General features: G+C 46.0%; 26 protein-coding genes. 21 read left to right on the top strand and 5 right to left on the bottom strand.

Features of this window, described 5'->3' with window-relative positions; translation table 11 throughout:
* Positions 1 to 18: 18 nt before the first annotated feature.
* On the bottom strand, positions 19 to 2052 hold the full coding sequence (locus AC1DYT_RS04835; protein ID WP_477468513.1) for a thioredoxin domain-containing protein: 2034 nt from the start codon (positions 2050 to 2052) through the stop codon (positions 19 to 21).
* Positions 2053 to 2161: 109 nt separating this feature from the next.
* Here AC1DYT_RS04835 and AC1DYT_RS04830 point away from each other — a divergent pair, with 109 nt between their 5' ends.
* Both AC1DYT_RS04830 and AC1DYT_RS04825 read left to right on the top strand, forming a co-directional pair.
* Positions 2162 to 3034, top strand: coding sequence for an Rpn family recombination-promoting nuclease/putative transposase (locus tag AC1DYT_RS04830; protein WP_477468512.1), 873 nt, complete (start codon positions 2162 to 2164; stop codon positions 3032 to 3034).
* 18 nt (positions 3035 to 3052) lie between these two features.
* Entirely contained in the window at positions 3053 to 3232 is a 180-nt protein-coding gene (locus tag AC1DYT_RS04825) for a hypothetical protein (protein ID WP_477468511.1), read from the top strand.
* 32 nt (positions 3233 to 3264) lie between these two features.
* Here AC1DYT_RS04825 and AC1DYT_RS04820 read toward each other — a convergent pair whose 3' ends face one another.
* Entirely contained in the window at positions 3265 to 4737 is a 1473-nt protein-coding gene (locus tag AC1DYT_RS04820) for a phytoene desaturase family protein (protein ID WP_477468510.1), read from the bottom strand.
* Positions 4738 to 4860: 123 nt separating this feature from the next.
* On the opposite strand from AC1DYT_RS04820, the gene AC1DYT_RS04815 reads away from it, so the two are divergent.
* From AC1DYT_RS04815 to AC1DYT_RS04790, 6 genes are all read left to right on the top strand, one after another.
* Positions 4861 to 5256: a hypothetical protein gene (locus AC1DYT_RS04815; protein ID WP_477468509.1), complete on the top strand. Its 396-nt coding sequence runs from the start codon at positions 4861 to 4863 to the stop codon at positions 5254 to 5256.
* A 181-nt stretch (positions 5257 to 5437) separates the two neighbouring features.
* On the top strand, positions 5438 to 5752 hold the full coding sequence (locus tag AC1DYT_RS04810; protein ID WP_477468508.1) for a DUF6660 family protein: 315 nt from the start codon (positions 5438 to 5440) through the stop codon (positions 5750 to 5752).
* Positions 5753 to 5812: 60 nt separating this feature from the next.
* A complete protein-coding gene (locus tag AC1DYT_RS04805; protein WP_477468507.1) occupies positions 5813 to 7999 on the top strand; it encodes a TonB-dependent receptor in 2187 nt (728 codons plus the stop codon).
* 281 nt (positions 8000 to 8280) lie between these two features.
* On the top strand, positions 8281 to 10575 hold the full coding sequence (locus tag AC1DYT_RS04800; RefSeq protein WP_477468506.1) for an ATP-dependent helicase: 2295 nt from the start codon (positions 8281 to 8283) through the stop codon (positions 10573 to 10575).
* A 156-nt stretch (positions 10576 to 10731) separates the two neighbouring features.
* Positions 10732 to 11103 (top strand): helix-turn-helix domain-containing protein, encoded by a 372-nt coding sequence (locus tag AC1DYT_RS04795; protein ID WP_477468505.1) that lies wholly within the window; start codon positions 10732 to 10734, stop codon positions 11101 to 11103.
* A gap of 297 nt (positions 11104 to 11400) precedes the next feature.
* The gene (locus AC1DYT_RS04790) at positions 11401 to 11694 is read left to right on the top strand and encodes a hypothetical protein (protein ID WP_477468504.1); all 294 of its coding nucleotides are present in this window, start codon (positions 11401 to 11403) and stop codon (positions 11692 to 11694) included.
* Positions 11695 to 11704: 10 nt separating this feature from the next.
* Here the strand turns inward: AC1DYT_RS04790 and AC1DYT_RS04785 are convergent, their stop codons facing one another.
* On the bottom strand, positions 11705 to 13144 hold the full coding sequence (locus tag AC1DYT_RS04785; protein WP_477468503.1) for a tetratricopeptide repeat protein: 1440 nt from the start codon (positions 13142 to 13144) through the stop codon (positions 11705 to 11707).
* A 330-nt stretch (positions 13145 to 13474) separates the two neighbouring features.
* On the opposite strand from AC1DYT_RS04785, the gene AC1DYT_RS04780 reads away from it, so the two are divergent.
* The 7 genes from AC1DYT_RS04780 (at position 13475) to AC1DYT_RS04750 (ending at position 15048) form a co-directional block, all read left to right on the top strand.
* Positions 13475 to 13615: a hypothetical protein gene (locus tag AC1DYT_RS04780; RefSeq protein ID WP_477459191.1), complete on the top strand. Its 141-nt coding sequence runs from the start codon at positions 13475 to 13477 to the stop codon at positions 13613 to 13615.
* 21 nt (positions 13616 to 13636) lie between these two features.
* On the top strand, positions 13637 to 13780 hold the full coding sequence (locus AC1DYT_RS04775) for a hypothetical protein (RefSeq protein ID WP_477468502.1): 144 nt from the start codon (positions 13637 to 13639) through the stop codon (positions 13778 to 13780).
* 80 nt (positions 13781 to 13860) lie between these two features.
* Positions 13861 to 14049 carry a hypothetical protein gene (locus AC1DYT_RS04770; protein WP_477459193.1) on the top strand — a complete coding sequence of 63 codons (189 nt, stop codon included), beginning with the start codon at positions 13861 to 13863 and terminating at the stop codon, positions 14047 to 14049.
* A 54-nt stretch (positions 14050 to 14103) separates the two neighbouring features.
* Positions 14104 to 14295 carry a hypothetical protein gene (locus AC1DYT_RS04765; RefSeq protein WP_477468501.1) on the top strand — a complete coding sequence of 64 codons (192 nt, stop codon included), beginning with the start codon at positions 14104 to 14106 and terminating at the stop codon, positions 14293 to 14295.
* Between the two features lie 61 nt (positions 14296 to 14356).
* Positions 14357 to 14548 (top strand): hypothetical protein, encoded by a 192-nt coding sequence (locus tag AC1DYT_RS04760; RefSeq protein ID WP_477468500.1) that lies wholly within the window; start codon positions 14357 to 14359, stop codon positions 14546 to 14548.
* Positions 14549 to 14607: 59 nt separating this feature from the next.
* The gene (locus AC1DYT_RS04755) at positions 14608 to 14799 is read left to right on the top strand and encodes a hypothetical protein (RefSeq protein WP_477468499.1); all 192 of its coding nucleotides are present in this window, start codon (positions 14608 to 14610) and stop codon (positions 14797 to 14799) included.
* A 57-nt stretch (positions 14800 to 14856) separates the two neighbouring features.
* Positions 14857 to 15048, top strand: coding sequence for a hypothetical protein (locus AC1DYT_RS04750; RefSeq protein ID WP_477468498.1), 192 nt, complete (start codon positions 14857 to 14859; stop codon positions 15046 to 15048).
* 167 nt (positions 15049 to 15215) lie between these two features.
* Here the strand turns inward: AC1DYT_RS04750 and AC1DYT_RS04745 are convergent, their stop codons facing one another.
* Positions 15216 to 15728, bottom strand: a complete 513-nt coding sequence (locus tag AC1DYT_RS04745) for a hypothetical protein (protein WP_477468497.1) — start codon at positions 15726 to 15728, stop codon at positions 15216 to 15218.
* A gap of 98 nt (positions 15729 to 15826) precedes the next feature.
* Between AC1DYT_RS04745 and AC1DYT_RS04740 the strand changes: the two genes are divergently transcribed.
* Positions 15827 to 16381, top strand: a complete 555-nt coding sequence (locus AC1DYT_RS04740) for a GNAT family N-acetyltransferase (RefSeq protein WP_477468496.1) — start codon at positions 15827 to 15829, stop codon at positions 16379 to 16381.
* Between the two features lie 146 nt (positions 16382 to 16527).
* The gene (locus AC1DYT_RS04735; RefSeq protein WP_133235335.1) at positions 16528 to 16740 is read left to right on the top strand and encodes a hypothetical protein; all 213 of its coding nucleotides are present in this window, start codon (positions 16528 to 16530) and stop codon (positions 16738 to 16740) included.
* Between the two features lie 69 nt (positions 16741 to 16809).
* On the opposite strand, the gene AC1DYT_RS04730 is transcribed toward AC1DYT_RS04735, so the two are convergent.
* Positions 16810 to 17292 carry a CYTH domain-containing protein gene (locus tag AC1DYT_RS04730; RefSeq protein ID WP_477459201.1) on the bottom strand — a complete coding sequence of 161 codons (483 nt, stop codon included), beginning with the start codon at positions 17290 to 17292 and terminating at the stop codon, positions 16810 to 16812.
* A gap of 102 nt (positions 17293 to 17394) precedes the next feature.
* On the opposite strand from AC1DYT_RS04730, the gene AC1DYT_RS04725 reads away from it, so the two are divergent.
* The 4 genes from AC1DYT_RS04725 (at position 17395) to AC1DYT_RS04710 (ending at position 22492) form a co-directional block, all read left to right on the top strand.
* On the top strand, positions 17395 to 20121 hold the full coding sequence (locus AC1DYT_RS04725; protein ID WP_477468495.1) for a carboxypeptidase regulatory-like domain-containing protein: 2727 nt from the start codon (positions 17395 to 17397) through the stop codon (positions 20119 to 20121).
* A 117-nt stretch (positions 20122 to 20238) separates the two neighbouring features.
* Positions 20239 to 20799 carry a hypothetical protein gene (locus AC1DYT_RS04720; RefSeq protein WP_477468494.1) on the top strand — a complete coding sequence of 187 codons (561 nt, stop codon included), beginning with the start codon at positions 20239 to 20241 and terminating at the stop codon, positions 20797 to 20799.
* 87 nt (positions 20800 to 20886) lie between these two features.
* Positions 20887 to 21498 carry a hypothetical protein gene (locus AC1DYT_RS04715; RefSeq protein WP_477468493.1) on the top strand — a complete coding sequence of 204 codons (612 nt, stop codon included), beginning with the start codon at positions 20887 to 20889 and terminating at the stop codon, positions 21496 to 21498.
* Between the two features lie 40 nt (positions 21499 to 21538).
* Positions 21539 to 22492 (top strand): lipid A deacylase LpxR family protein, encoded by a 954-nt coding sequence (locus tag AC1DYT_RS04710; protein ID WP_477468492.1) that lies wholly within the window; start codon positions 21539 to 21541, stop codon positions 22490 to 22492.
* Positions 22493 to 22547: the final 55 nt, after the last annotated feature.

Genomic DNA, 22547 nt, shown 5'->3' with positions numbered 1-22547 from the left:
GTTTCGCTTGCTGTTTATTTATATAATGGAATCTTTATTTATTTGTTTTAAAGCATCCGCCGTATTATCAACCGGCAGGCTGCAGGTTTTGTCCCTGCAAACATAAATCCGGCTCATATCCCCCGGCTTATCTGCCAGCAAAGGTAACGTTCCTTTTTTACCGCCCAACATTATTTTATTGGGGATGTAGTTTTGTTCCATCTGTTTACGCAGCGCAGCGGCGTTATCGCCGGTAATGGCTACTTCGTAGGTGCCGTGCAATTCATCCAGCAGAAAGGCCGTCCAATTACTGTAGCCGGTACTGTATTTAGCCAGATGCGGCACAATGTTGCGCAGCATTTGCGCCGCGATTTCATGATAGGCTTCGTGGTCGAAGAACAGCCCAAGCTTTTTAAGGTTGCGCGCCATTACCGAGTTGGACGCAGGTATCACGCCATCCATCATCTCGTATTTGCGGGCTATGAGGTGCTCGTCATCGTCGGCGGTGTAAAAGAACATGCCGCTGGGCTCATCGTAATAATGCAGAATGGCGTAATCGGCAATGCCTTTGGCGGTAGTAAGCCAGGCTTCATCAAAGGTTACTTCATACAGGGCGATAAAGGCATCAACAATGTTGGCGTAATCATCTAAAAAGGTAGCTATGGGCTCGTGATCGCCATTGGGGAGCAGTACGGGTTCTTTGAATATCCGTAGCAATTTATCGCCCGATAGCATGTTGTTGCTCAGGAATTCTGCATTCCGCAGGGCGAGGTCAAGGTAAGCCGGCTCATCGAAAGCACGGTAGGCATCGCACAGCCCTTTTAGCATCAAGCCGTTCCACGAGGCTAATATTTTATTATCCAGTCCCGGCCTGATGCGCTTATCCCTGGCATCGAAAACCTTTTGACGCGCAAGGTCTATACGACTCCGCAACTCGCCGACCGGCAAACCTAAAGTGGCCGCCAACGCCTCATCATCTTCCCTGCGGAAGAACACGTTAGAATGTTCTTCTTCCCAATTACCGGCATCGGTAGCATGGTAATAAATGCAGAAGAGTTCTGTCTCATCGGCTAATATCTCCTCCAACTCGACTTTGGTAAAAATATAGTATTTGCCCTCCTTGCCCTCGCTATCGGCATCAAGCGCCGAATAAAAACCATATTCGGGCGAGGTTAGCTCGCGTTCTACGAAACTGATAATTTCATCGGCGATGGTTTTATAAAGCGGGTCGGAGTTCCAGGTGTAGGCTTCAGCGTAAAGGCTGAGGAGCTGGCCGTTATCGTACAGCATCTTCTCGAAATGGGGCACATGCCAAACGCCATCCACCGCGTAACGGGCAAAGCCCCCGCCGATATGGTCATAAATACCACCGTAAGCCATTTTCTTTAACGTGAGTTTTGCCACTTGGGCAATCTGCTCATCCTGCATTAAATGGGCGTAACGTATCAAAAACAGCCAGTTGTTGGGCATGGGGAATTTCGGCGCGCCGCCGAGGCCGCCCTCCTCTTCGTCGATATAACGCTTCCAGTTTTTGAGGATAGGCGCAAGGTCGGCTTTGGTATATTCGGGCTGTTCGTGCACAAAGGCTACCGATTCGTATTGTTTGATGCCATCGGTAAGGCGTACGGCGTATTCTTCGGCCTCCAGGGGCTTGGTTTTATAGAAATCGGCGAGGTTGAAGAGCAGGCTCGTCCAGTCGTTTTTGCGGAAGTAGGTGCCGCCGTAGATAGGGCGTTGATCGGGCAGGCAGATGCAGTTGAGCGGCCAGCCTCCCCTGCCGCTCATTAGCTGAACGGCGCTCATGTATATCTGGTCAACATCGGGGCGTTCTTCACGGTCTACTTTGATGCATACGAAATACTCGTTCATTACGGCTGCCACGGCGTCGTCCTCAAAACTCTCATGCTCCATTACGTGGCACCAGTGGCATGCGGAGTAGCCGATGCTCACCAGTATCAGCTTGTTCTCTTCCTTGGCCTTATGCAAAGCCTCAGGTCCCCAGGGGTACCAGTTAACCGGGTTATTGGCATGCTGCAGTAAATATGGGGAGGTGGAGGTGGCGAGGCGATTCATGAGGAGGATGTTTTCAGAATAAACGGCTAAAGTGTTAATTGTTTTTACAATGTGCAAATCAAAAACGAAAGGTAATTTGCACGTGGCTGACAAAGCATTATATTTGAATATGCCCGAAACTAAGCCGCCAGCAGCCGGAAGATATATCGACCCATTAGTTGACTTCGCTTTCAAGAAGATATTTGGCAGTGAGCCTAACAAAGACCTGCTGATTGCCTTTTTAAACGTGGTGTTCCGCGGGCGTAAACATATTGCGGATCTTGTTTACAATAAAACCGAACACCACGGAGATATAAAACAAGAGGGCACTGCAATATTTGACCTGCTTTGTACCGGCGATAAAGGCGAGCGTTTTTTGATAGAAGTACAACGAGCCAGGCAAGGATACTTCAAGGAAAGGGCACTGTTTTATACATCCAGATTGATCAGCGAACAAGCGCCCAAAGGCAAGCGAAATGCTTGGGGATACAACATTGACGAAGTATATCTGGTAGCACTATTAGAGGATTTTAGTTTAGAGGGTAGCCCCGCCAACGCTTACCTGCACGATATTTGCTTATGTAACCGCGAAACAGGCGAAATATTTTACGATAAATTGGGTTATACATACATAGAATTAGGTAAATTTGTGAAAGAGGAAGCTGAGTTAATGAGTGACCTTGACAAATGGCTTTATGTTTTAAAAAACATGAGCCGTATGGACAAGATACCGCTTTACTTGCGCAAACCCATTTTCGAAAAACTATTCAGTATTGCTGAATATACAAATCTTACAAAGGAGGAAAAAGACATGTACGATAGTAGTTTAAAACATAAATGGGATAACCAAAATGTGTTGGAGTATGCTGTTTCGACAGCGGAAGCAAGAGGTGAACACAATAAAGCCATTGCAATTGCCCGTGAGCTTAAAAAAGAAGGCTTGGCGGTTGACTTTATTGCCAAGACAACTAAACTATCTATCGAAGAAATCGAAAAACTCTAATCGATTCCCCCACCGAGCATGTACGATAGCAGCTTAAAATATAAATGGGATAACCAAAATGTATTAGAATATGCGGTGAAAGAAGCTAAACACAATAAAGCATTAGACATTGCCCGTGAGCTAAAAAGAGAAGGGTTAGCGATTGATTTCATAGCTAAAACGACGAAATTGGCTATTGGAGAAATAGAAAAACTGTAGTAACCTCTGTAACTCTTATTTTCTCTTATAAATCATCTCTTCAACAGTTGCTCTGCCACTATCCTACTCCCGAGGATGCAGGCCACAGTCCCCAATCCCGGCCAGGTGGTATCGCCCACCATCCTGAAATTTTTAATACCGATATCATGCGGCATAGCCTTGAAGTTTGAATTGCTAAGATTTTGCCTTGCCCCACCCACTGCGCCGCCTACCCTGTTGGTGAATTTCTCATAGCTGCGGGGCGTACCGATTTCGTAAACCAAGGCGTTCTTGCCAAGCTCCGGGTAAACACGCCTGGCTAAATTCAGGAGGTGGCACCCAATTTCGTTTTTCTTGAGTTGATACGCATCTTCGGTAAGATTTTGCCAACCGGCCAGTTTGCAATGCGTTGATATCATTACCGACCGGTACCCTGTGGGGGCGCTTGCCTCATCGCCGGGTGCAGATACAGAAATGAACATATTATTGCCATCGCCCAAAGGCGAATCGTAATCGTGGAATAGTTGATGGTGCCTAAGCTCCGGGCAGGCCACCTCCGCTTCGGGCACGCCCAAAAACATGACCAGGGCGCTTTCGTAGCGGGGCCTGTCGCGCTTTACATAGCGGCCCAATGCTGTCTGTATATCGGCGGGAGCAATCTTCATCGTATTTTCGGCGGGTATCGCACTCACTACCTGCCGGGCAATAAAAGTACCTTTACGGGTAATAACCCTGAATGCATCACCGGCCCGTTCAAGCTTTTCAACCCGTTGTCCAACCATCAATACGCCGCCGAGCGTTTTGTAACGGGCGGTTAAATGCTGCCAGAAACCCCTCATGCCGCCCACAGCCCTCCGCAAACCGGCACCGCGGATAGTTATGCCCAAGGCAGCATTTATTGCCGGGGCCTCATCTAAAGTGCTGTTAACGGTATCTTCTACCAGCATGCTCAATACGGCTTTCAATTCGATATCAGCATCCAGTTTGTACTTCCTTAAAACATCCATCATGGTGTAATTTGCAAAGCGGGCCAGGGGCAAATTGCTTATACCGATAGCCTTCACTGCGTTATAACCATCCCTTAAATTTTGCAGCGGAAGTTTAATACCGGCGCGACTCGCTTTCCAGAACACATAGGCCAACTTATCCATCAACGCCCAGAAAGCGCGGTGTGCCGGCGTATTGCCCAGTTTTTCGGCCCGTTCGCGGTGCCATTTATCTTTGTCGCAAGGCAGGTATATTGATTTGTCGGGCAGCCAGAGCCGATAATCCAGCACCTCCGATGGCGGCATGGTCAAGCCAACGCTTTTAAAAAATTCGCCCCCTACTCCATCAGGTCCAAAATCCACCAGGGTAGTTGCACCCACATCGAAACTGAAACCCTTTTTTGAGAAATACCCGGCACATCCGCCCGGCTGCCCGTGCGATTCTAATATCAGGGTAGACCGCCCCGCAGCCTGTAGCCGCATTGCCGTTGCCATGCCTGCAATACCGCCTCCAATTATTGCTACATCGTATTTGTGCATTTGCTTAAGATTAGGTTAACTAAAGTTCTACTCCGCAAATGTAATTTAATTTTCAATATTATTTGAAAGTTTAGTATTTTCATTAAATTTGTATCGGAAAATATTCACCAAACCTCTTGTCAGATGCAAGCTATTACCAAACTTCGTTACGCCAAGGCCATCATGTTTTTGGCGGCCCTGTACAATATCTTCTGGGGATTAGTCATCTCGGCTTATCCGCAGATACTGCTGTTCGGCAACCCGCCTACAGATTTCCTGCTGATTATCCTCCGCTGCGTGGGCATGCTGGTTGGGGTTTACGGCATAGCCTACTACTTCGCCTCCCGCGACCCGAACGCCTACTGGCCGCTTATTTTGGTAGGCTGGATAGGCAAACTACTTGGGCCTATTGGGTCGGTTTATTACATCTTACTGGGCAAACTAACCCCATCATTCTTTTGGGTGAATGTTTTCAACGACGTGATTTGGTTGGTGCCGTTTGGTTGGGTGATTTATGTGGCAGTGAGGAAAAGGTTGTAGTGCATATTTTTAACCACAAAGAGCGCAAAGAAAAAAACACAAAGCTTTTTAAACCGGCTAAGAATAAAGTTGCCAAATAAGCCTACAATTTTTATTCTTTGTGCTTCTTTGTGTATCATCTTATTGCAAATCTTTGTGATCTTTGTGGTTAATCGTACCATCGTTCTCCTATATTTGCCCCGTGAAATTCCTTTGCATCCTTTTTTCGGTATATGTGCTGCTGCTTTCGGTAAGGCCATGCTGCGCCGACGACTGCATCGCGAAGCCTATCACCAAAAAAGAAACAGCGAGCCAAAAACAGCAAAAAGAAAAGAACTGTGAAGGCTGCTCTCCGTTTTTCTCCTGCGGTACCTGTGCCGGTTTCACCCTTGCAAAACCGGTTCTGACTGTAGAACGCATCGCAACCGAAATTAGCGTTGAACACAATTCCACCTACAAACAACCGGCCCTAACGCCCGTTACCCTATCCATTTGGCAACCGCCACGGTTAGGTTAATACTATTCAATAAGCCCTTTGGGCAATTCTATCGTATTAATTTAACACCCATTCATTTCAATGAAAAAACTTATCGTGCTGATAACGGCACTGCTTTATACTGCTATAGCTTATTCGCAAAATACTTTCAGGGCCACCATTAAAGATGCCAAAACCAACCTGCCACTCATTGGTGCTACGGCGCTGCTGCAAGGCAGCGGCAAAGGCGCATCGTCAGATACCGCCGGACTGGTTACTATAACCAATATCCCCAACGGGCAACAGGTGATTGTGTTTAGATATGTAGGTTACCAAACGCTTACTGATACTTTAGATTTCCCGCTTGCGCAAACAGAACCCATGCTAATCCAGCTCCTGCCCGAAGGCAAAGGCGATGGTGAAGAACTGGAAGAAGTGGTTGTAGGCGCTACCCGCAGCAGCCGCACTATTGCCGGCATCCCCACCCGCGTAGAGGTAATTGCCGGGGAGGAGATAGACGAGAAAGGCAATATGAAACCCGGCGACATCCGCATGATACTGGCCGAAAGTACCGGCATACAAACCCAGCAAACATCGGCCACCAGCGGCAATGCCAGCATACGCATACAAGGGCTGGATGGCAAATACACCCAAATCATCCGCGATGGCTTCCCGTTATACTCCGGATTTTCGGGTGGATTAGGCCTGCTGCAAATTGCCCCGCTGGACCTAAAGCAGGTGGAAGTAATTAAAGGCTCCTCCTCTACCCTGTATGGCGGCGGCGCTATTGCGGGCCTGGTAAACCTGGTTTCAAAAGTGCCAACTACAGAAAGGCAACTCAGCATCCTGCTAAACGGCACGTCTGCTTTAGGCTTAGATGTAAGCGGTTTTTACGCCCAAAAGTTCAGGAAAACAGGGCTTACCATTTACGCCGCATACAATCATGGCTCGCCTTACGACCCGGCAAATATCGACCTCACCGCTATCCCCAAATACAACCGCTTTACGCTCAACCCAAAATTGTTCCTCTACCTCAACGATAAAACCGACCTCAGCATCGGCATCAACAGCACCATAGAAAACCGCATCGGCGGCGATTTGCATTACATTGAAGGCAATGGAGATGCACAGCATACCTATTTCGAGCAAAATAAAACCAGCCGCCACAGCACGCAAGCCATGCTCAACACCCGACTGAACGATAAGGAAACGCTGCAATTCAAAAACAGCGTAAGCTATTTTAACCGTACCATCAACCTGCCCGATTATACCTTCCGGGGCGTTCAGCTTTCCACCTACAGCGAAGCCAATTACACCTACAAAAGCGCCAAAACCGATTGGGTGGCCGGCATCAATTACCTGGGCGACGACTTCAGCGAGGATAAAACCAGCAGCTTCGCCCTACGCAGCTATAACTATAAAACCATCGGCGCATTCGTGCAAAACACCTGGGATATCAGCGATAAATTCATCCTGGAATCGGGCCTTCGGGGCGACCATCATAACAAATACGGCTTCTTCTTCCTGCCGCGCATTTCGGGTTTGTGGAAGATAAGTCCGCAGATTTCGACCCGCCTTGGCGGAGGCCTGGGCTATAAGGCGCCCAACGTTTTCACTGAAGATGCCGAGCGCATCCAGTTCCGTAACGTATTGCCCATAGATGTTGCCAACACCCGGGCCGAACGCTCTTATGGTGCCAGTTATGATATCAATTACCGTACAGGTTTATTTGATAACAAGGTAAGCTTCAGCCTCAACCAGTTATTTTTCTACACGCGCGTAGAGCACCCCATCCTGCTCACCGCATTGCCAAACGGAAACCTGCAATACCAGCAGCCGCCAGGCGACCTGAACACCAAAGGCACCGAAACCAACGTTAAGCTCACCTATAACAACTTTAAGCTTTTTGTGGGTTATACTTTTGCCCACGTTACGCAACATACGGGCAATAGCATCAACACATACCCATTGGTATCAAAACACAGGCTTAACAATGTGTTGCTGTACGAAATACCTGATAAACTGAAGATAGGTTTGGAGGCTTATTATTTTAGTCCACAGTTATTGAACGACGGCAAAACCGGCAAAAGCTACTGGACCACCGGATTGATGGCGGAGCGGATATGGGCTCGGTTTTCCCTGTTCATCAATTTCGAAAACCTGACGGATACACGGCAAACCAAATTCGATACTATTTACACAGGCAGCATAACTAACCCCGTTTTCCGGGATATATACGCGCCGCTGGATGGTTTTGTAGTGAATGGGGGGATTAAGGTGCGGTTGTGATTCTGGTGCTCATCGTTATTTAACCGCAAAGAACGCAAAAGAAAAACCGCAAAGAACGCAAAGCCTTTGAAGCTGATTTGTGAGGTATAATTTTATAAGGCGTTACCTGTTTAATCTTTGCGTTCTTTGCGAATAAACGCATTGAAAATCCTTTGCGTTCTTTGCGGTTACTAACCAACGTTGCAAGCTGTATCAATACTGTTAGCATTTTTTACCCGCCTTTATCTTCCCCTTTCGCCCTAAAACCTTAATTTCGCTTTTTAAGAAAAGAGGAAAAGGATTTGGATTATTTAGCTGGGTTAAACCCCGAACAAAAGGCCGCCGTACTGCAAATTAAAGGCCCGGTGATGATTATCGCTGGCGCAGGATCGGGCAAAACACGCGTTATTACTTACCGGGTTGCCCACCTCATCCGCAGCGGGGTAGATTCGTTTAACATACTGGTACTTACCTTTACGAACAAGGCCGCCCGCGAAATGCGCGAGCGTATAAACCACATCTGCGGCCCCGAAGCCAAGAACATCTGGATGGGTACCTTCCACTCGGTGTTTGCCAAATTGCTGCGCGTGGAGGCCGATAAAATTGGCTACCCCAGCAACTTCACCATTTACGATACCGACGACAGCAAGAGCGTTCTGCGTGCCATCCTGAAGGAAATGAACCTGGATGATAAGCTGTACGCCGTTAATTTTGTACTCAACCGCATATCCGCTGCCAAAAACAACCTGGTTGGCTGGCAGGAATACCAGCAGAACGATCAGATACAGGCCGATGACCAGGGCGGCGGCCGTGGCAAACTGGGCGTTATCTATCAAACCTACGTACAACGTTGCTACCGCGCCGGTGCCATGGATTTTGACGACCTGTTGTTTAAAACAAACGAGCTTTTAAAACTGCATCCCGATGTACTGAACAAATACCAGCACAAGTTTAAATACCTGATGGTAGATGAGTACCAGGATACCAACTTTTCGCAGTACCTCATTGTAAAGCGCCTGGCGGCGGTTAATGAGAACATATGCGTGGTGGGCGATGATGCGCAGAGCATTTACGCTTTCCGCGGAGCCAACATCCAGAACATCCTCAACTTTGAAAAGGATTACCCGGACCTGAAGATATTTAAGCTGGAACAGAACTACCGCTCTACCCAAAATATCGTAAACGTTGCTAACAGCATCATTGCCAACAACAAAGAGCAGTTGAAGAAAAATGTTTTCTCCGAAAAAGAAACCGGCGACAAGATAAAAGTGATGCGTGCCTTTAGCGACAACGAGGAGGGCAAAACGGTTGCCGAAGCCATTATGCAAGACCGCAGCAGCATGGGAATGAAATGGCACGATTTCGCCATCCTGTACCGCACCAATGCGCAATCCCGATCGATGGAGGAGGCTTTGCGAAAGCTGAATATCCCATACAAGATATACGGAGGCCTGTCTTTCTATCAGCGTAAAGAAATAAAAGACCTTATCGCCTACTTTCGCCTTACGTTTAACCCAAATGATGAGGAAGCGCTGAAACGCGTTATCAATTACCCAAAACGCGGTATCGGCGACACAACCGTAGATAGGATTATCGTCGCGGCAGATAAGAACAGTATTACCCCTTTCGAGGTAATATTGCAACCCAACCGTTATATTGAAAAGGCCCCTGCTTCCTTATCGGCCTTTGCGGCTATGATACAGAGCTTCCAGGTGCTGGCCAAAAACCAAAGCGCCTACGAAGCCGCCCTTTACATCGCCCAGCATTCGGGCCTGTTGAAGGACCTTTACGAGGATAAATCCGTAGAAGGCCTCAACCGCTACGAAAACATACAGGAGTTGTTGAACGGTATCAAGGAATTCTCTGAAAGGGAAGATATCGAAGAAAAAGGCCTCGACGTTTTTATGCAGGATATTGCCCTGCTCACCAACGACGATAAGGACAAGAATAAGGATGCCGATACGGTATCGCTCATGACTATCCACTCCTCCAAAGGATTGGAGTTCCCGCAGGTATTTGTGGTTGGGCTTGAAGAGAACCTGTTCCCCTCGCAAATGTCGCTCAACTCGCGCAGCGATCTTGAAGAAGAGCGCCGCTTGTTTTACGTGGCGGTTACTCGTGCCGAGCGCAAGCTGACCATCAGCTATGCTACTTCGCGCTTTAAATTCGGTACGCTGATCAATTGTGAGCCCAGCCGCTTTCTGGATGAGATAGACGCGCGCTACCTCGAGTTAGATTATTCGGCCAAGCCGGCGCAAAGCTCGTTTTTTGATGATGAACGCAACGCCTGGAGCCGCAAGCCCGATACCAAGGGCGATACCTTTTCTAAGCCAAAAGCCGCCACAACACCTCCGCCGGTTAAAACCACATCTATACTGGCCAAGGCGCATGTGGTATCAAAAGATTTTAAAATATCTGATACCAGCAACCTACAGGTAGGTATGCAGGTAGAGCACGAACGCTTTGGTTTTGGCAAGGTACTTACCCTGGAAGGCAATAAACCGGATATTAAGGCAACTATTTTCTTTAAGGAAATCGGGCAGAAGCAATTGTTGCTCAAGTTTGCCAAGCTGAGCATTATAGGCGGGGCAGAGTAACAATTTAACCCCATTTGTTGAGGAACTAATTCCCCAGTTTTTTCATGTATGTTTAACGTTGTGTTAATATAACGCAATAGGGGCACATTTTGATTAATGGCATTCCATTTGGATAGGTATTAATACCCTATTTCCCATTAATTAATTTTTATGTACATGATGAGCGAAACTATCAAAAAGAAGACCAACAAATCGGCCGGTAAAAACATCCGTACGCTCCGCCACGATCGCGGCTGGAGCCAGGAAGACGTTGCCAGCCGCTTAGGTATTTCTATCCCTGCATTTTCTAAAATCGAAACTGGCGTTACCGATATTAATTTATCGAGGCTTGAGCAGATAGCCAACATTTTTGAAGTAAGCGTGGTTAACCTGCTTTCGCTTGAATACGTAGAAGAACCCAGCACGCAAGATGTGAGCCTTAACATCATCCAAAAGAAATTACTGGATAGGGAAACCGAAATAACCAACCTGCAGCGCAAAGTAATTTTGCTGTACGAAGAGTTGCTGAACAAAAATCATCTTTCGTAATAAACCAGCGCCAACTGTTTAGTAAACAAAACAGTTGGCTTTTTACGATTAAATCCAAAATTTCATACTGTGTAAATAACTTGAGTAAAACTTAACAGAATTACACTGGATGAAATCATTGGTTTTTTTTATGCGTTTTGGCGCTGTTTGGCATATCTATGGCTTACAGGTACATAACCAGGGGGAATCGCTTTTGGACAATACGGGCCACGGCCTGTGCAATTCCTATCCACGGAGGGAAACAAAAACAATACCCTTGGAGTGTAAACCCATTGTTTAAACATAAACAAAGCCTACATGAGCAACTACATGATATCTATAGCCAATGATGATGCAGTAAAAAACGGCACCATACACGATCCGGCAACTAAGTTGAAAGTGAAGGCGTTCGACTTGCTGAAATCGAGGTTTAAGCCGCGTAAAGGCGAGGTACGCTTTTTTGTAACCGCGGGCAAAGAAACGCTGGCTTTTGAAACACAGGGCTACCGCAGGCACAAGCAACTGCTTATTCTGCATATGATATCCATATACTGCCTGTATTTGGGTTTGTTGGAGGCGCAGATACACGCTACCTGGCCTGCGCTAAGCTAAGGTTAGGGATTTAATAAACGGTTTTGCCGCTGTCGTTCAGCATATCGCTCATTTCGATGATTTTCTGATCGATGTCTGATACGCATTTATCCATCATTTTGATGCATTCTTTCTCATCAACCAACCCTTCCTTCTCCAGATTCATGAGGCCGCGCAGGGTGGCGATTGGCCCGCGTATCTGGTGCGAAAGGTAAGAGGAGTATTCTGATAATTTCCTATTCTTCACCTGCAAATCCTTCGTTCGTTCATCGATGATTTCTTCCAGGTGATGGTTCACCCTATTCAGGTTATCTTTTTGCTTAGATACCTCGCCGTTCAGCTCGGTTAGTTTGGCGTTGGTATTTGCCTTGCGTTTTACGTTGGTTACCAGTAAAGCGATCACTACAAGCAAAAGGCCGGCAACTATTGTTACGGCCCAAAATTTAATCCTATCATTTTGCTGTTGCAGTATAATGGCATCCTTCTCTCGCTGCATGGCTGCCTGCTTGTACTGCTCCTGCAACATCGTTATCTGCGTAGATTCGTTAGAGCTGTGTATCACGCTATCCTGCCTGAAGATCAGCTGCAGGTAATACAGCGCCTTCTCGTAATTCTTACGCTTCGATTCCAGCTGGTAAATGATGTAATTATAATCATTGGTCAGCTTCTCATCTTTCAGCACCTTGGCATAGGCCTGCCCTTCGGTTACCATGCGGCTGGCATCATCAAATTTCCCCTGCGCTATGTAAAGCGTAGCAAGGGTAAGGTTGGTACTGGCAACAGGCTTGTTCAGATCGAGCTCTTTGCCGGCTTTATTGGCTGCGAGCAGCAGTGTTTCGGCTTTATCAAATTCGTGCAGGTTGTAGTAGATAACGCCTCTGTTTTGCTGCACCTGCACCAGGTTTATCGAGTCGCCCAGGGCAGAGAACATCACATTGCTTTTATCGTAATAAGTAAGGGCCTGGTTATAGCTTTTGTTGCGGTAATACACGTTGCCAATGTTCATCATAATGGATGCTTTTACCGATTGGTCGTTGATGTTTTGGGCTATACCCAAAGCCTGGTTAAGGTATTCCAGCGCCTTGTCTTTATTATTGTCCAGGTACAGGTTACCAATGTTGTTGAGCACTTTAGCCTGGTTGCGGAGGTCGTTAGTGGCCTTGAAAACATCAAGTGCCTTAAGGTAATTATCAATGGCTTTGCCGGCCTGGTTAAGGTAATAATTACCTATGCCTATTACCCTGTAAGCCTCCCCTATCCCCCGGTTATAATTCAACTCCCGCGCAAGCGCCAGGGCTTTGTTGGCTACCTCTATGGTTTGCTCGGGGCTGGTATAACGGTTATCTAATGCCTGTTTATTCAGTTTGATTACCTCTGATGTATCCCTTGAGTTAATATCTGCATAAACATTATTAACTTTAACAGAACAACAAATAAACAACAGAATTATCAGGGGATAAATTTTAGTCATCGGGGCTCTATACATTGAAATGCCGTGAAAGTTATAAAATAAATACTAAGTATGGATGTTTGTATTAAATTTAGAAAAAAAATGAAGAAAAAAAAATGAAATAGTTACTCGAAAATTAAAAAACATATTTATATTTGTGTTGCTTAAATAACTGAATAACAATAAGTTATAAGCTATTTATTACGTTATTTTTGCGCCAAAAAAAATACATTTTCTGCTGATTGAAATTATAAACTATTGATTACAAAAGCCCAAAAAGCCCCGTAATATCGCTAATAACAGATGCAGCAAGCGAATTAATTTTTAATAAAATTTAAACTATTAAACAACATGAAAAAAATTTGCATGGCAGCGTTGATTTTACTTTCGGGCATAATGGCATCCTGCATTACAAAAAGCAGCGGCACCGCGCTCGGCGTAATACTGAAACCGTCTATCGGCTTCCGTAAAGACATTGGCATTGCAGATTAATCACCGTTAAAAACCCCTGATATGAAAAAGATATTTATCGCAGCATTATTCGCAGGTACCGGCATACTGCTCTCTTGTACAAAAGAGGTAAACCCGCAGCCAACCGCATCGGCCATTGAACATAGCACAACCCCATTCCGCAAGGATATTGGCACCGCCGATTAATTAAAACTTCGATCAGGAAACACCAAAGACATACCACAAATAATAATATAAACAAAAAACTACCCCTAACAACACGTAACATGAAAAAGACCATCATCGCAGCAGCATTAATCTTAACAACCGGCATCGTTTCGGCATTCACCATCGTACCTGCAAAACGCGATACAACTACCACCAAGCCTTCAACCAAAAAAGATATCGGACAGGCAGATACCAAGAAAGATATCGGACAAGCAGATACTAAAAAAGACATTGGCCAGGCCGACTAATTAAATCATACAACAAAAAATCTCACAATAACATCCCCCCAATCAAAAGCAATCATGAAAAAAGTAATCATAGCAGCAGCACTTATATTAACCACAGGCATCGTTTCGGCATTCACCACTATAGCACCTGCAAAACGCGATACCACTACTACCAAACCATCAACCAAAAAAGACATTGGCCAGGCAGACACCAAGAAAGATATCGGACAAGCAGATACCAAAAAAGACATTGGTCAGGCCGACTAATTAAATTACCACGACAAAAAAATCTCACAATAACATACAAAACGCTCTAACAATAACAATCATGAAAAAAGTAATCATAGCAGCAGCACTTATATTAACCACAGGCATCGTTTCGGCATTCACCACTATAGCACCCACAAAACGCGATACCACTACTACCAAGCCATCAACTAAGAAAGATATCGGCCAGGCAGACACCAAGAAAGACATTGGACAAGCAGATACTAAAAAAGACATCGGTCAGGCAGACTAATTAAATCATACAACAAAAAATCTCACAATAACATACAAAACCCCAAAACAAAAGCAATCATGAAAAAAGCAATAATAGCAGCAGCACTTATATTAACCACAGGCATCGTTTCAGCATTCACCACTATGGCACCTGCAAAACGCGATACCACTACTACCAAGCCATCAACCAAAAAAGACATCGGCCAGGCAGATACCAAGAAAGATATCGGACAAGCAGATACTAAAAAAGACATCGGTCAGGCAGACTAATTATACTTCTACCCACAAATAAAAGCAGCGCATAATAACCCCTAACAAAAAGCAATCGTGAAAAAAACAATCATAGCAGCAGCACTTATATTAACCACAGGCGTAGTTTCGGCATTCACCACTACAGCACCTATAAAACGCGATACAACTACCACCAAGCCTTCAACTAAGAAAGATATCGGCCAGGCAGATACCAAGAAAGATATCGGGCAAGCAGATACTAAAAAAGACATCGGTCAGGCCGACTAATCATAACACTACCGCCCTGTTTTGTATCCACCGCAAGCAATACCTGTTGCGGTAGTTACCGGCAAGAGCTACAACCCACAAAACGGGCTAAAATAAAAATGCACCACAAGCATAGCGCATTCAATCAGTATCAGTAAACCGGGCAAGCTGCCTTGCCCTAAATAGCTTTACTTTTTAAACTTTCCGCAGGTATCCATATTATATATGGTGATATAATCGGCTTTCGGGTCTACAACTTCGCGGCCGGTTTTTGCATCGAGCATCGAAGATTTCTGCGCCAGCTGTTGCGACGACAGCTTAAACTCCACCGCAACCGAATCTCTTTGCCCCTCCTGCATAAAATGCCATTGCGCTTTTATAATATTCCCATCTGTAGTGCCTGTAAGGGTACCTTTTCGCTTATCCTTTTCTTTTGGCAGCCAATACATGTCGCCGGTTACCTTTCCGCCGTTTATGATTAAATGTACAGCCGTGGTATCCTCCGCATTCATGCCATCGGTATGCAAAAAGCAATATTCCATATTTTGAGCCGGTGCTTTCAGTTTAGCGTTCGCGCTATCGGCTTTACCACTGTCGGTTTTTAGCGTATCCGCAGTTTTGTTGTTATTGCCTGTGCATGATGCCAGCGCCAGGCCAACTATCAAAATATAGGGTTTCATATTGTTCATCAGTGTTTGCATAATTATACAACAATTATAGCGGCAAATGGTTAGATTTTTATTCGGATTATGCTTCCGATAGCTATTATCAGTTATATTTATCCATCTCAAACAAGCCTATGCTCCAGGTAAACCTGCACCCCTTCCCGGTACTGCAAACCCCACGCTTAACGCTGCGCGCCATTAATTTTGGAGATGCGGAAGCCTTTTTTACGCTGCGAAGCAGTCCCGAAGTGATGAAATATATCGACCGGCCGCCTGCAAAAACCATTGAAGAGGTAACAGAATGGATAAAAGTGGTACAAACGCAGCACGAAAAAAATGACGGCATTATGTGGGGTATATGCCTTAATGGCAACCCCCTCGCCATAGGCAACATATGCTTTTGGCGGCTGGATAAGGAAAACCACCGGGCCGAAATTGGCTATATGCTTAGCCCCGCCTACCAGGGCAGGGGCATAATGCAGGAAGCTATGAATGAGGCAATTAAATATGCTTTCGAAGTAATGCACATGCATTCCATTGAAGCAAACGTAAACCCCTCAAACCGGGCATCAATCAGTACGCTGGAACGCTACGGTTTCGTGCGCGAGGCCTATTTCAGGGAGAACTATTTTTACGACGGCCGCTTCCTCGATTCGGCCATTTATAGCTTAATTACCAACAAAAAATAACAAAGCTGCATAAAATTTGTTAGTTAATTATTATTACATAACTTGCCTGCTTTAACCAATAACGCCCGTAGCAAACCTAAATTATTACGGCGGGCAACAAAACAAATTTCAATTAATACAGTTTACACTAAAAAAACTTAAAAAACATGGCAGCACAATCAGGAGGCATTACCGCCTATTCAGTAAAAACCAAAACCAAGAATGTTCCAATGATAGATCCTGTTATCGATATCAAATCGGGTCGTTACATTGCAACAGGTAAAGATGCAGACGGAAACAAAATGGCAGCTATAATGGGTAAAGCTACCGCAGAAGGACACATCGCATCAGGCGCAGCTACAAAAGGCAGCGGCTGGTAAATAGCACTATACCAAAAACAACAAAACCTGCCATTTGAGCAGGTTTTGTTGTTTTAACAGCAAGGCCGTTTACAGGCTTTTGCCGCCCCAGTCTTTATAAGGGCTTACCGATAGGCTGGCGTTGCTGTAGCGGTGGTCGTCGCTCACCTCGGTAGTAACCCATTCGGGCTTTTCGAAGGCTTCGTCCTCGCTACTCAATTCTATCTCGGCCACTATCAGGCCCTCATTATCGCCGCTGAACACGTCCACTTCCCACAGGTGATTACCAAAAGGTATAAAATACCGCATCTTTTCTATGGCCGATATCGTTAGGCCGGCCAGTATCTCGTTGCCATCGGCAATGGGGATTACGTATTCATATTCGTTGCGGCTGATGCCCGTGGTGCTGCCCTTAAGGGTAAGGTAGGCAGCCTCATCAGTTACGCGCACGCGTACGGTGCGCTTATCATCGCTAAGGATATAACCCTGCTTAAACAGTTTACCCGCCGGTTTGCCCAAGGACGCCCACAAGTCCCCATCAACCAAAAACTTCCGTTCTATTTCTATTGCCATACTATTTATCTAACAATACTGTTATAAAATGTTAAATCGCCCATGCTTTCAACACGCCGTAAAGCTAAATGTTTATCTTAGCCCGGCCACATTTCAACACAAATGAACTTTAAAAGATTTGCTTTTTTTATACTATTCCTCGTAGCCTGCACCCCTGTATTTGCCCAACGCGATACAATTGGCCTCAACACCATAGTTGCCAAAACAACAAAGCTTGTTACCTCCTACCCTTTCGAGAAGGTTTACCTGCATTTAGATAAGCCCTACTATGCCGCCGGCGATACCATTTGGTTTAAAGCCTACGTAACTATTGACCAGCACTCGCCAACCATATTAAGCAATATTGTTTATGTGGATATTGCTAACAGCCAGGATTCTATGATGCGGTATCTTAAGCTGCCCGTGGTAAATGGCGTGGCCAATGGCAATATTGGGCTTACCACTGCAGAATTTAAGCAGGGCAACTACCACCTGCGCGCCTATACCGCCTATATGCGCAATTACGACGCGGACTACTTCTTCAATAAAAACCTGGTAATTGGCAACGCCGTAGATAAAACCGTAGCCACCAACATCGCCTTTACCTCAACTGCCGCAGCGGCGGGCCTTACCAAAGTAAACGCAGGCATTACCTATTTCGACCCTAAGGAGGGCCTTGCCCTGGCCGGGAAAAAGGTAAGCTGGACGGTGGTGGCCAATAACGAGGAACTAAGCAAAGGCAAAGGCACTACCGACCAGAACGGCTTGCTGAACGCCGAATTCAGCGGCGCGGCTACAGCGTTAAAAGGGGCCAATTTGGTTGCGATAATTGATATGGGCAACCGCACAACCGTAACGCGCACCTTCCCGCTTAAAGCAGCGGCTTCTGATAAAGATATCCAGTTTTTCCCCGAAGGCGGCGAGTTGATCACCGGCGTGCGCTCTAAAGTAGCTTTTAAAGCCATCAACAGCAATGGGCTGGGCATTAATATAAAAGGCACCGTAACCGATAATGATGGCAATGTAGTGGCCAACCTGGCCTCGCAGCACCTGGGCATGGGTATATTTGCGCTGATGCCTGAAACCGGCAAGACTTATAAAGCCAATATAGAATATGCCGATGGCAGCAAAGGCACTTATGATTTGCCGCGCATCAGGGCATCGGGCATAAACCTTTCGGTTTTCAATAACGATGGCGATAACCTCAACATCAAAATATCCGCCAACCCTACCTATTTCCCGCTTAACCAGGGCAAGCTGTATTATATTATTGCCCAAAACGGCGGCGCGGTTTATTTTGCCGCGCAAACTAAGTTAGATGCGCCTATTTACAGCGCCAGCATCCCCAAAAATAAGTTCCCTACCGGTATTGTACAGCTTACCTTGCTCACAGACCATGGCGTTGCCCTTTGCGAGCGTGTGGTTTTCATCCAGCATAACGATGCTCTTACCCTCAACATCAACTCGGCCAGCAAATCGTACGCCATCAGGCAAAAGGTGAGGTTGGCCATAACCGCCAAAAACAAGGCGCTGCCGGTTGCGGGCACCTTCTCGGTGTCGGTTATAGACGAAACGAAAGTACCGTTCGACGATGACGCCGAAACCACTATACTAACCAGTACCCTGCTCACGTCTGACCTGAAGGGCTACATCGAAAAGCCAAACTATTACTTCATTAGCAAGGATGCCAACGCCGCCGAAAACCTGGATATTTTGATGCTTACGCAGGGCTACCGCCGCCTGAGTTACCGCAACGTAATAACGGATAAAGTGCCGCAGATTACCGTTTTCCCCGAGCAGAACGGGCTGGAGATAAGTGGCGTGCTGCGCAACAACACCGGCATGACGATAGCCAAAGGCTACCTGCGCCTGCAAATACCATCGCGTAATTTTTATGCCGAAACCGTTACCGATATGGTGGGCAACTACCATTTCTCTAAACTCAACTTCAACGATTCATCTAAGGTTATTATCACCGCCCGGGCCAATGCAAACGGCAAAAATCTGGTGGTAACCGCCAACCCCGAAACCTACCAATTGCCAACCAGGAATAATATGGCTTTTGATGAAGTGGCCAATATAGATACCACGATGAAGAACTTCCTGCTGAATAGCTTAAAGCAATTCAACAACCTGCACCAGTTGAAAGAGGTAGTGATAAAGGCCGCCCCTGCAAAAAAAGTGGGTCATAACGACTTCCCCGCTTTTACAGGCCTGCCCATGCTGGCCGATCAGCAGATCGCCGGTTCGTCGCTACGCAACTGCACCAACCTGGCACTGTGCCTGCAAAGCTATATATTGGGCACTACGATAGATCAGAATAAGATTTATTTCATGAAGAACTACAACAGCCAGGATAAAAAGCCGTTACAAATCTTCGTGAACGGCATGCCGGTTGACTTGTTGTACCTGAATGGCGTAGCCACCAGCAATGTAGAATCGGTAGAGGTATTTAAAACGCCTGGCCTCAGCGGTATCGACGATTTGTATGGCACCTCGGGCATCGTGGAGATAAATCTTAAAAAGCAGGAAAAAGGCACCAAGATTTCTTTTGCCGATTTGCAGGAATTGATACCGCCACCAAATATCCTAACCATAATGCCAACAGGCTATGCCGTTGCACGAGAGTTTTATTCGCCCAAGTATGATGTGCCCAAACCAGGCACCTTTGGCGGCGATTTACGCAGCACCGTTTTCTGGAGCCCAAAAGTGCTTACCGATAAGGTAACCGGTGCCACCTTTGTAGAGTTTTACAATGCCGATGGCCGCGGCACCTACAAAGCCATTATAGAAGGTATGGATACCGAAGGTAACCTGGGCAGGTATGTGTACCGCTATACAGTAAAGTAATACCGGTTTTAAGCCCCACAAAATATAAAGTGCAGATACCCGTGCTGTATATTTGTGGAGCTATTTTAACCAAATCATAATATTTCAAATTATATTCCCTTAACTTAAATCCTTATCATGTTTAAACTACTACCTATTATTGCCTTGTTTACCACACTTGCTTCCACGGCATTTGCGCAAAAAATTTCCCCGGCAGATTCTACTCAAAACAGTTACGCCGTCAAAAAGGCGCAAAGTATTTATTTTGAATTATTGGGCCCGGGCGCGGTTTATTCCGCCAACTACGATACTCGTTTTAAAAACCGGCAGGATGGCCTTGGTGGCCGCATAGGCATAAGCTATTTTGCCGATGGCGGCGATCACCTTTTTACCGTGCCCCTTGTTATAAATTACTTATTAGGGAAAAAAGGCAAGTATTTTGAAGTAGGTGCCGGTATAACGTATTATAACGTAAACTCTAATACCGTGTTTTTTAATGCCTCGTATAATTACGAGGACGGCACAAACGATATCTACTATGGCCGCAATAACGAAAGCGGGATTTTTGGCAGCTTAAACTTTGGCTACCGCTACCAGCCTGCCGATGGCGGATTTATGTTCAGGGGGGGCGTTAGCCCGATTATCAATTCGGAGCAGTTTGTACCATGGCCCTATGTGAGCTTCGGGTATTGTTTTTAATAAACACGTTGCGGCTTTGGCACCTTTTTAAACCCTGAAGTTTGCGCCAAAATCCTTTTATCTTCAAAAATAAACCACCTATTTAAAATGAGGAAATTATTACTTGCTGCTACGCTGGTATTTACATCGTTTTCCTATGGCTTACATGCCCAGCAAGCAAGCCCGGCAAAATTAACACAACAAGACTCCCTCAAAAAAGACTCGCTTAACAAACTGCTGAACCAACGGGCCAAAAGCGTTTATTTTGAGGCCGCCGGACCGGGTTCTTTTTACTCGTTTAATTACGACACCCGCTTTAAGAAACAGCGGAACGGCTGGGGTGCACGCATTGGTTTAACTTACGTATTTATAGATAACGAAAAAGCCCTGGCCGTGCCTTTTTTGCTTAATTACCTCTTCGGCAAAAAGGATAAATTTTTTGAAATTGGTGCCGGGGCAACCTATTATTATGATTTTAAAACCGACTATACCCCTCTATTTGGCAACCCCTCGCTTCCGGAGTCAACAAAATTTAAGCAGTATGGGTCCGGGGTAATAGGTTCCGTAACCGTTGGTTACCGCTACCAGCCTTTAAAGGGCGGTATTAACTTCCGTGTGGGTAACAGTTTTATTATTAAAAATGAACCCCTCCCCTTTTGGCCATACGTAGGTGTTGGCTATACCTTCAAAAATAAAACAAAGCCTACCAAAGTTAAATGATATTGATTTTCTATTTTAGCGAAGCTTTTATAACCCTTTGATGAAAATTAAACTATTAGCTTTTGCCGCCTGCCTGTTTGCAGCAAGCAGCACGTTTGCGCAAACCCGTGGCCACGAATTCGGCCTGCAATCTGATAATGATTCGTTTTTGGCACAGGGCAGCGATAGGTACTATACCAACGGTATATTTGCCTATTACCGCGCCGCGTTAGATGCAAGCAAGAATGATAAACTAGCCAATAAGGTGTTCGGCCTGGAAGTCGGGCAAAAGCTATTCAACCCGCAATCTGCCGCCATACCATCGGTCGACTATCTGGATAGGCCTTTTGCGGGCTACCTATACGCAGGCGCATCCTTAAACCTACTATACAAAAACGAAAGTAATTTAAAACTGAGTGCCAAAGTTGGCGTTATCGGCCCCGCAGCAGGCGGCCAGGGCATACAGGAGTCCATTCACCGCACCTTCGGCTTTTACCCGCCCGAGGGCTGGGAATACCAGGTACGCAACAGCTTTGTTTTAAACATAGGTGGCGAGTACAATAAGCTCATCGGCCGCGATGGCTGGATAGATGTCACCAGCGCTTCGTACGCCAACCTGGGCACCGGCTTTGTTGGTGCAGGCACGGGCTTACTGTTCCGTTTCGGCAACTTAAACCAGTTGTTCCAGTCGGCCAGCACGCAAAGCACAGTTTCTAAAGGTAAGAACAGCCTGCTGCATGAGCACGAATTTTTCTTGTATTACAAGCCCCAGGCCAATGTGGTAGGTTATGATGCCACTATACAAGGCAGCATGTTTAAAGACCACCCTGTGCCCGGCACCATGGAAGTGACCAAAGACATCCGCCATTTTGTTTTCAGCAATGAGGTGGGCGTAAATTACGTAAGCGGCAGGTTTGTGTACGGCTTAGCAGCCATATTTAACACGCGCGACGTAAAATATATGGCGCATGCCCATCAATGGGGTTCGGCCACGCTATTGTACAGGTTTAATTAAAAGTCGAAATTCACGGAAATTCACGGCTAAACAGACCCCTTTTTTACAAAAAAGG

The sequence above is a fragment of the Mucilaginibacter sp. P1_D10 genome (genome assembly GCF_056406215.1).
Note: the sequence above shows the minus strand (reverse complement) of the source record. Positions and strands in the feature narration are given on the sequence as shown.

Coding starts and splice junctions, on each gene's coding strand:
- AC1DYT_RS04835 (WP_477468513.1), bottom strand. CDS start 2,052: ATGAATCGCCTCGCCACCTCCACCTCCCCATATTTACTGCAGCATGCC.
- AC1DYT_RS04830 (WP_477468512.1), top strand. CDS start 2,162: ATGCCCGAAACTAAGCCGCCAGCAGCCGGAAGATATATCGACCCATTA.
- AC1DYT_RS04825 (WP_477468511.1), top strand. CDS start 3,053: ATGTACGATAGCAGCTTAAAATATAAATGGGATAACCAAAATGTATTA.
- AC1DYT_RS04820 (WP_477468510.1), bottom strand. CDS start 4,737: ATGCACAAATACGATGTAGCAATAATTGGAGGCGGTATTGCAGGCATG.
- AC1DYT_RS04815 (WP_477468509.1), top strand. CDS start 4,861: ATGCAAGCTATTACCAAACTTCGTTACGCCAAGGCCATCATGTTTTTG.
- AC1DYT_RS04805 (WP_477468507.1), top strand. CDS start 5,813: ATGAAAAAACTTATCGTGCTGATAACGGCACTGCTTTATACTGCTATA.
- AC1DYT_RS04795 (WP_477468505.1), top strand. CDS start 10,732: ATGATGAGCGAAACTATCAAAAAGAAGACCAACAAATCGGCCGGTAAA.
- AC1DYT_RS04790 (WP_477468504.1), top strand. CDS start 11,401: ATGAGCAACTACATGATATCTATAGCCAATGATGATGCAGTAAAAAAC.
- AC1DYT_RS04785 (WP_477468503.1), bottom strand. CDS start 13,144: ATGACTAAAATTTATCCCCTGATAATTCTGTTGTTTATTTGTTGTTCT.
- AC1DYT_RS04780 (WP_477459191.1), top strand. CDS start 13,475: ATGAAAAAAATTTGCATGGCAGCGTTGATTTTACTTTCGGGCATAATG.
- AC1DYT_RS04775 (WP_477468502.1), top strand. CDS start 13,637: ATGAAAAAGATATTTATCGCAGCATTATTCGCAGGTACCGGCATACTG.
- AC1DYT_RS04770 (WP_477459193.1), top strand. CDS start 13,861: ATGAAAAAGACCATCATCGCAGCAGCATTAATCTTAACAACCGGCATC.
- AC1DYT_RS04765 (WP_477468501.1), top strand. CDS start 14,104: ATGAAAAAAGTAATCATAGCAGCAGCACTTATATTAACCACAGGCATC.
- AC1DYT_RS04760 (WP_477468500.1), top strand. CDS start 14,357: ATGAAAAAAGTAATCATAGCAGCAGCACTTATATTAACCACAGGCATC.
- AC1DYT_RS04755 (WP_477468499.1), top strand. CDS start 14,608: ATGAAAAAAGCAATAATAGCAGCAGCACTTATATTAACCACAGGCATC.
- AC1DYT_RS04745 (WP_477468497.1), bottom strand. CDS start 15,728: ATGCAAACACTGATGAACAATATGAAACCCTATATTTTGATAGTTGGC.
- AC1DYT_RS04740 (WP_477468496.1), top strand. CDS start 15,827: ATGCTCCAGGTAAACCTGCACCCCTTCCCGGTACTGCAAACCCCACGC.
- AC1DYT_RS04735 (WP_133235335.1), top strand. CDS start 16,528: ATGGCAGCACAATCAGGAGGCATTACCGCCTATTCAGTAAAAACCAAA.
- AC1DYT_RS04730 (WP_477459201.1), bottom strand. CDS start 17,292: ATGGCAATAGAAATAGAACGGAAGTTTTTGGTTGATGGGGACTTGTGG.
- AC1DYT_RS04725 (WP_477468495.1), top strand. CDS start 17,395: ATGAACTTTAAAAGATTTGCTTTTTTTATACTATTCCTCGTAGCCTGC.
- AC1DYT_RS04720 (WP_477468494.1), top strand. CDS start 20,239: ATGTTTAAACTACTACCTATTATTGCCTTGTTTACCACACTTGCTTCC.
- AC1DYT_RS04715 (WP_477468493.1), top strand. CDS start 20,887: ATGAGGAAATTATTACTTGCTGCTACGCTGGTATTTACATCGTTTTCC.
- AC1DYT_RS04710 (WP_477468492.1), top strand. CDS start 21,539: ATGAAAATTAAACTATTAGCTTTTGCCGCCTGCCTGTTTGCAGCAAGC.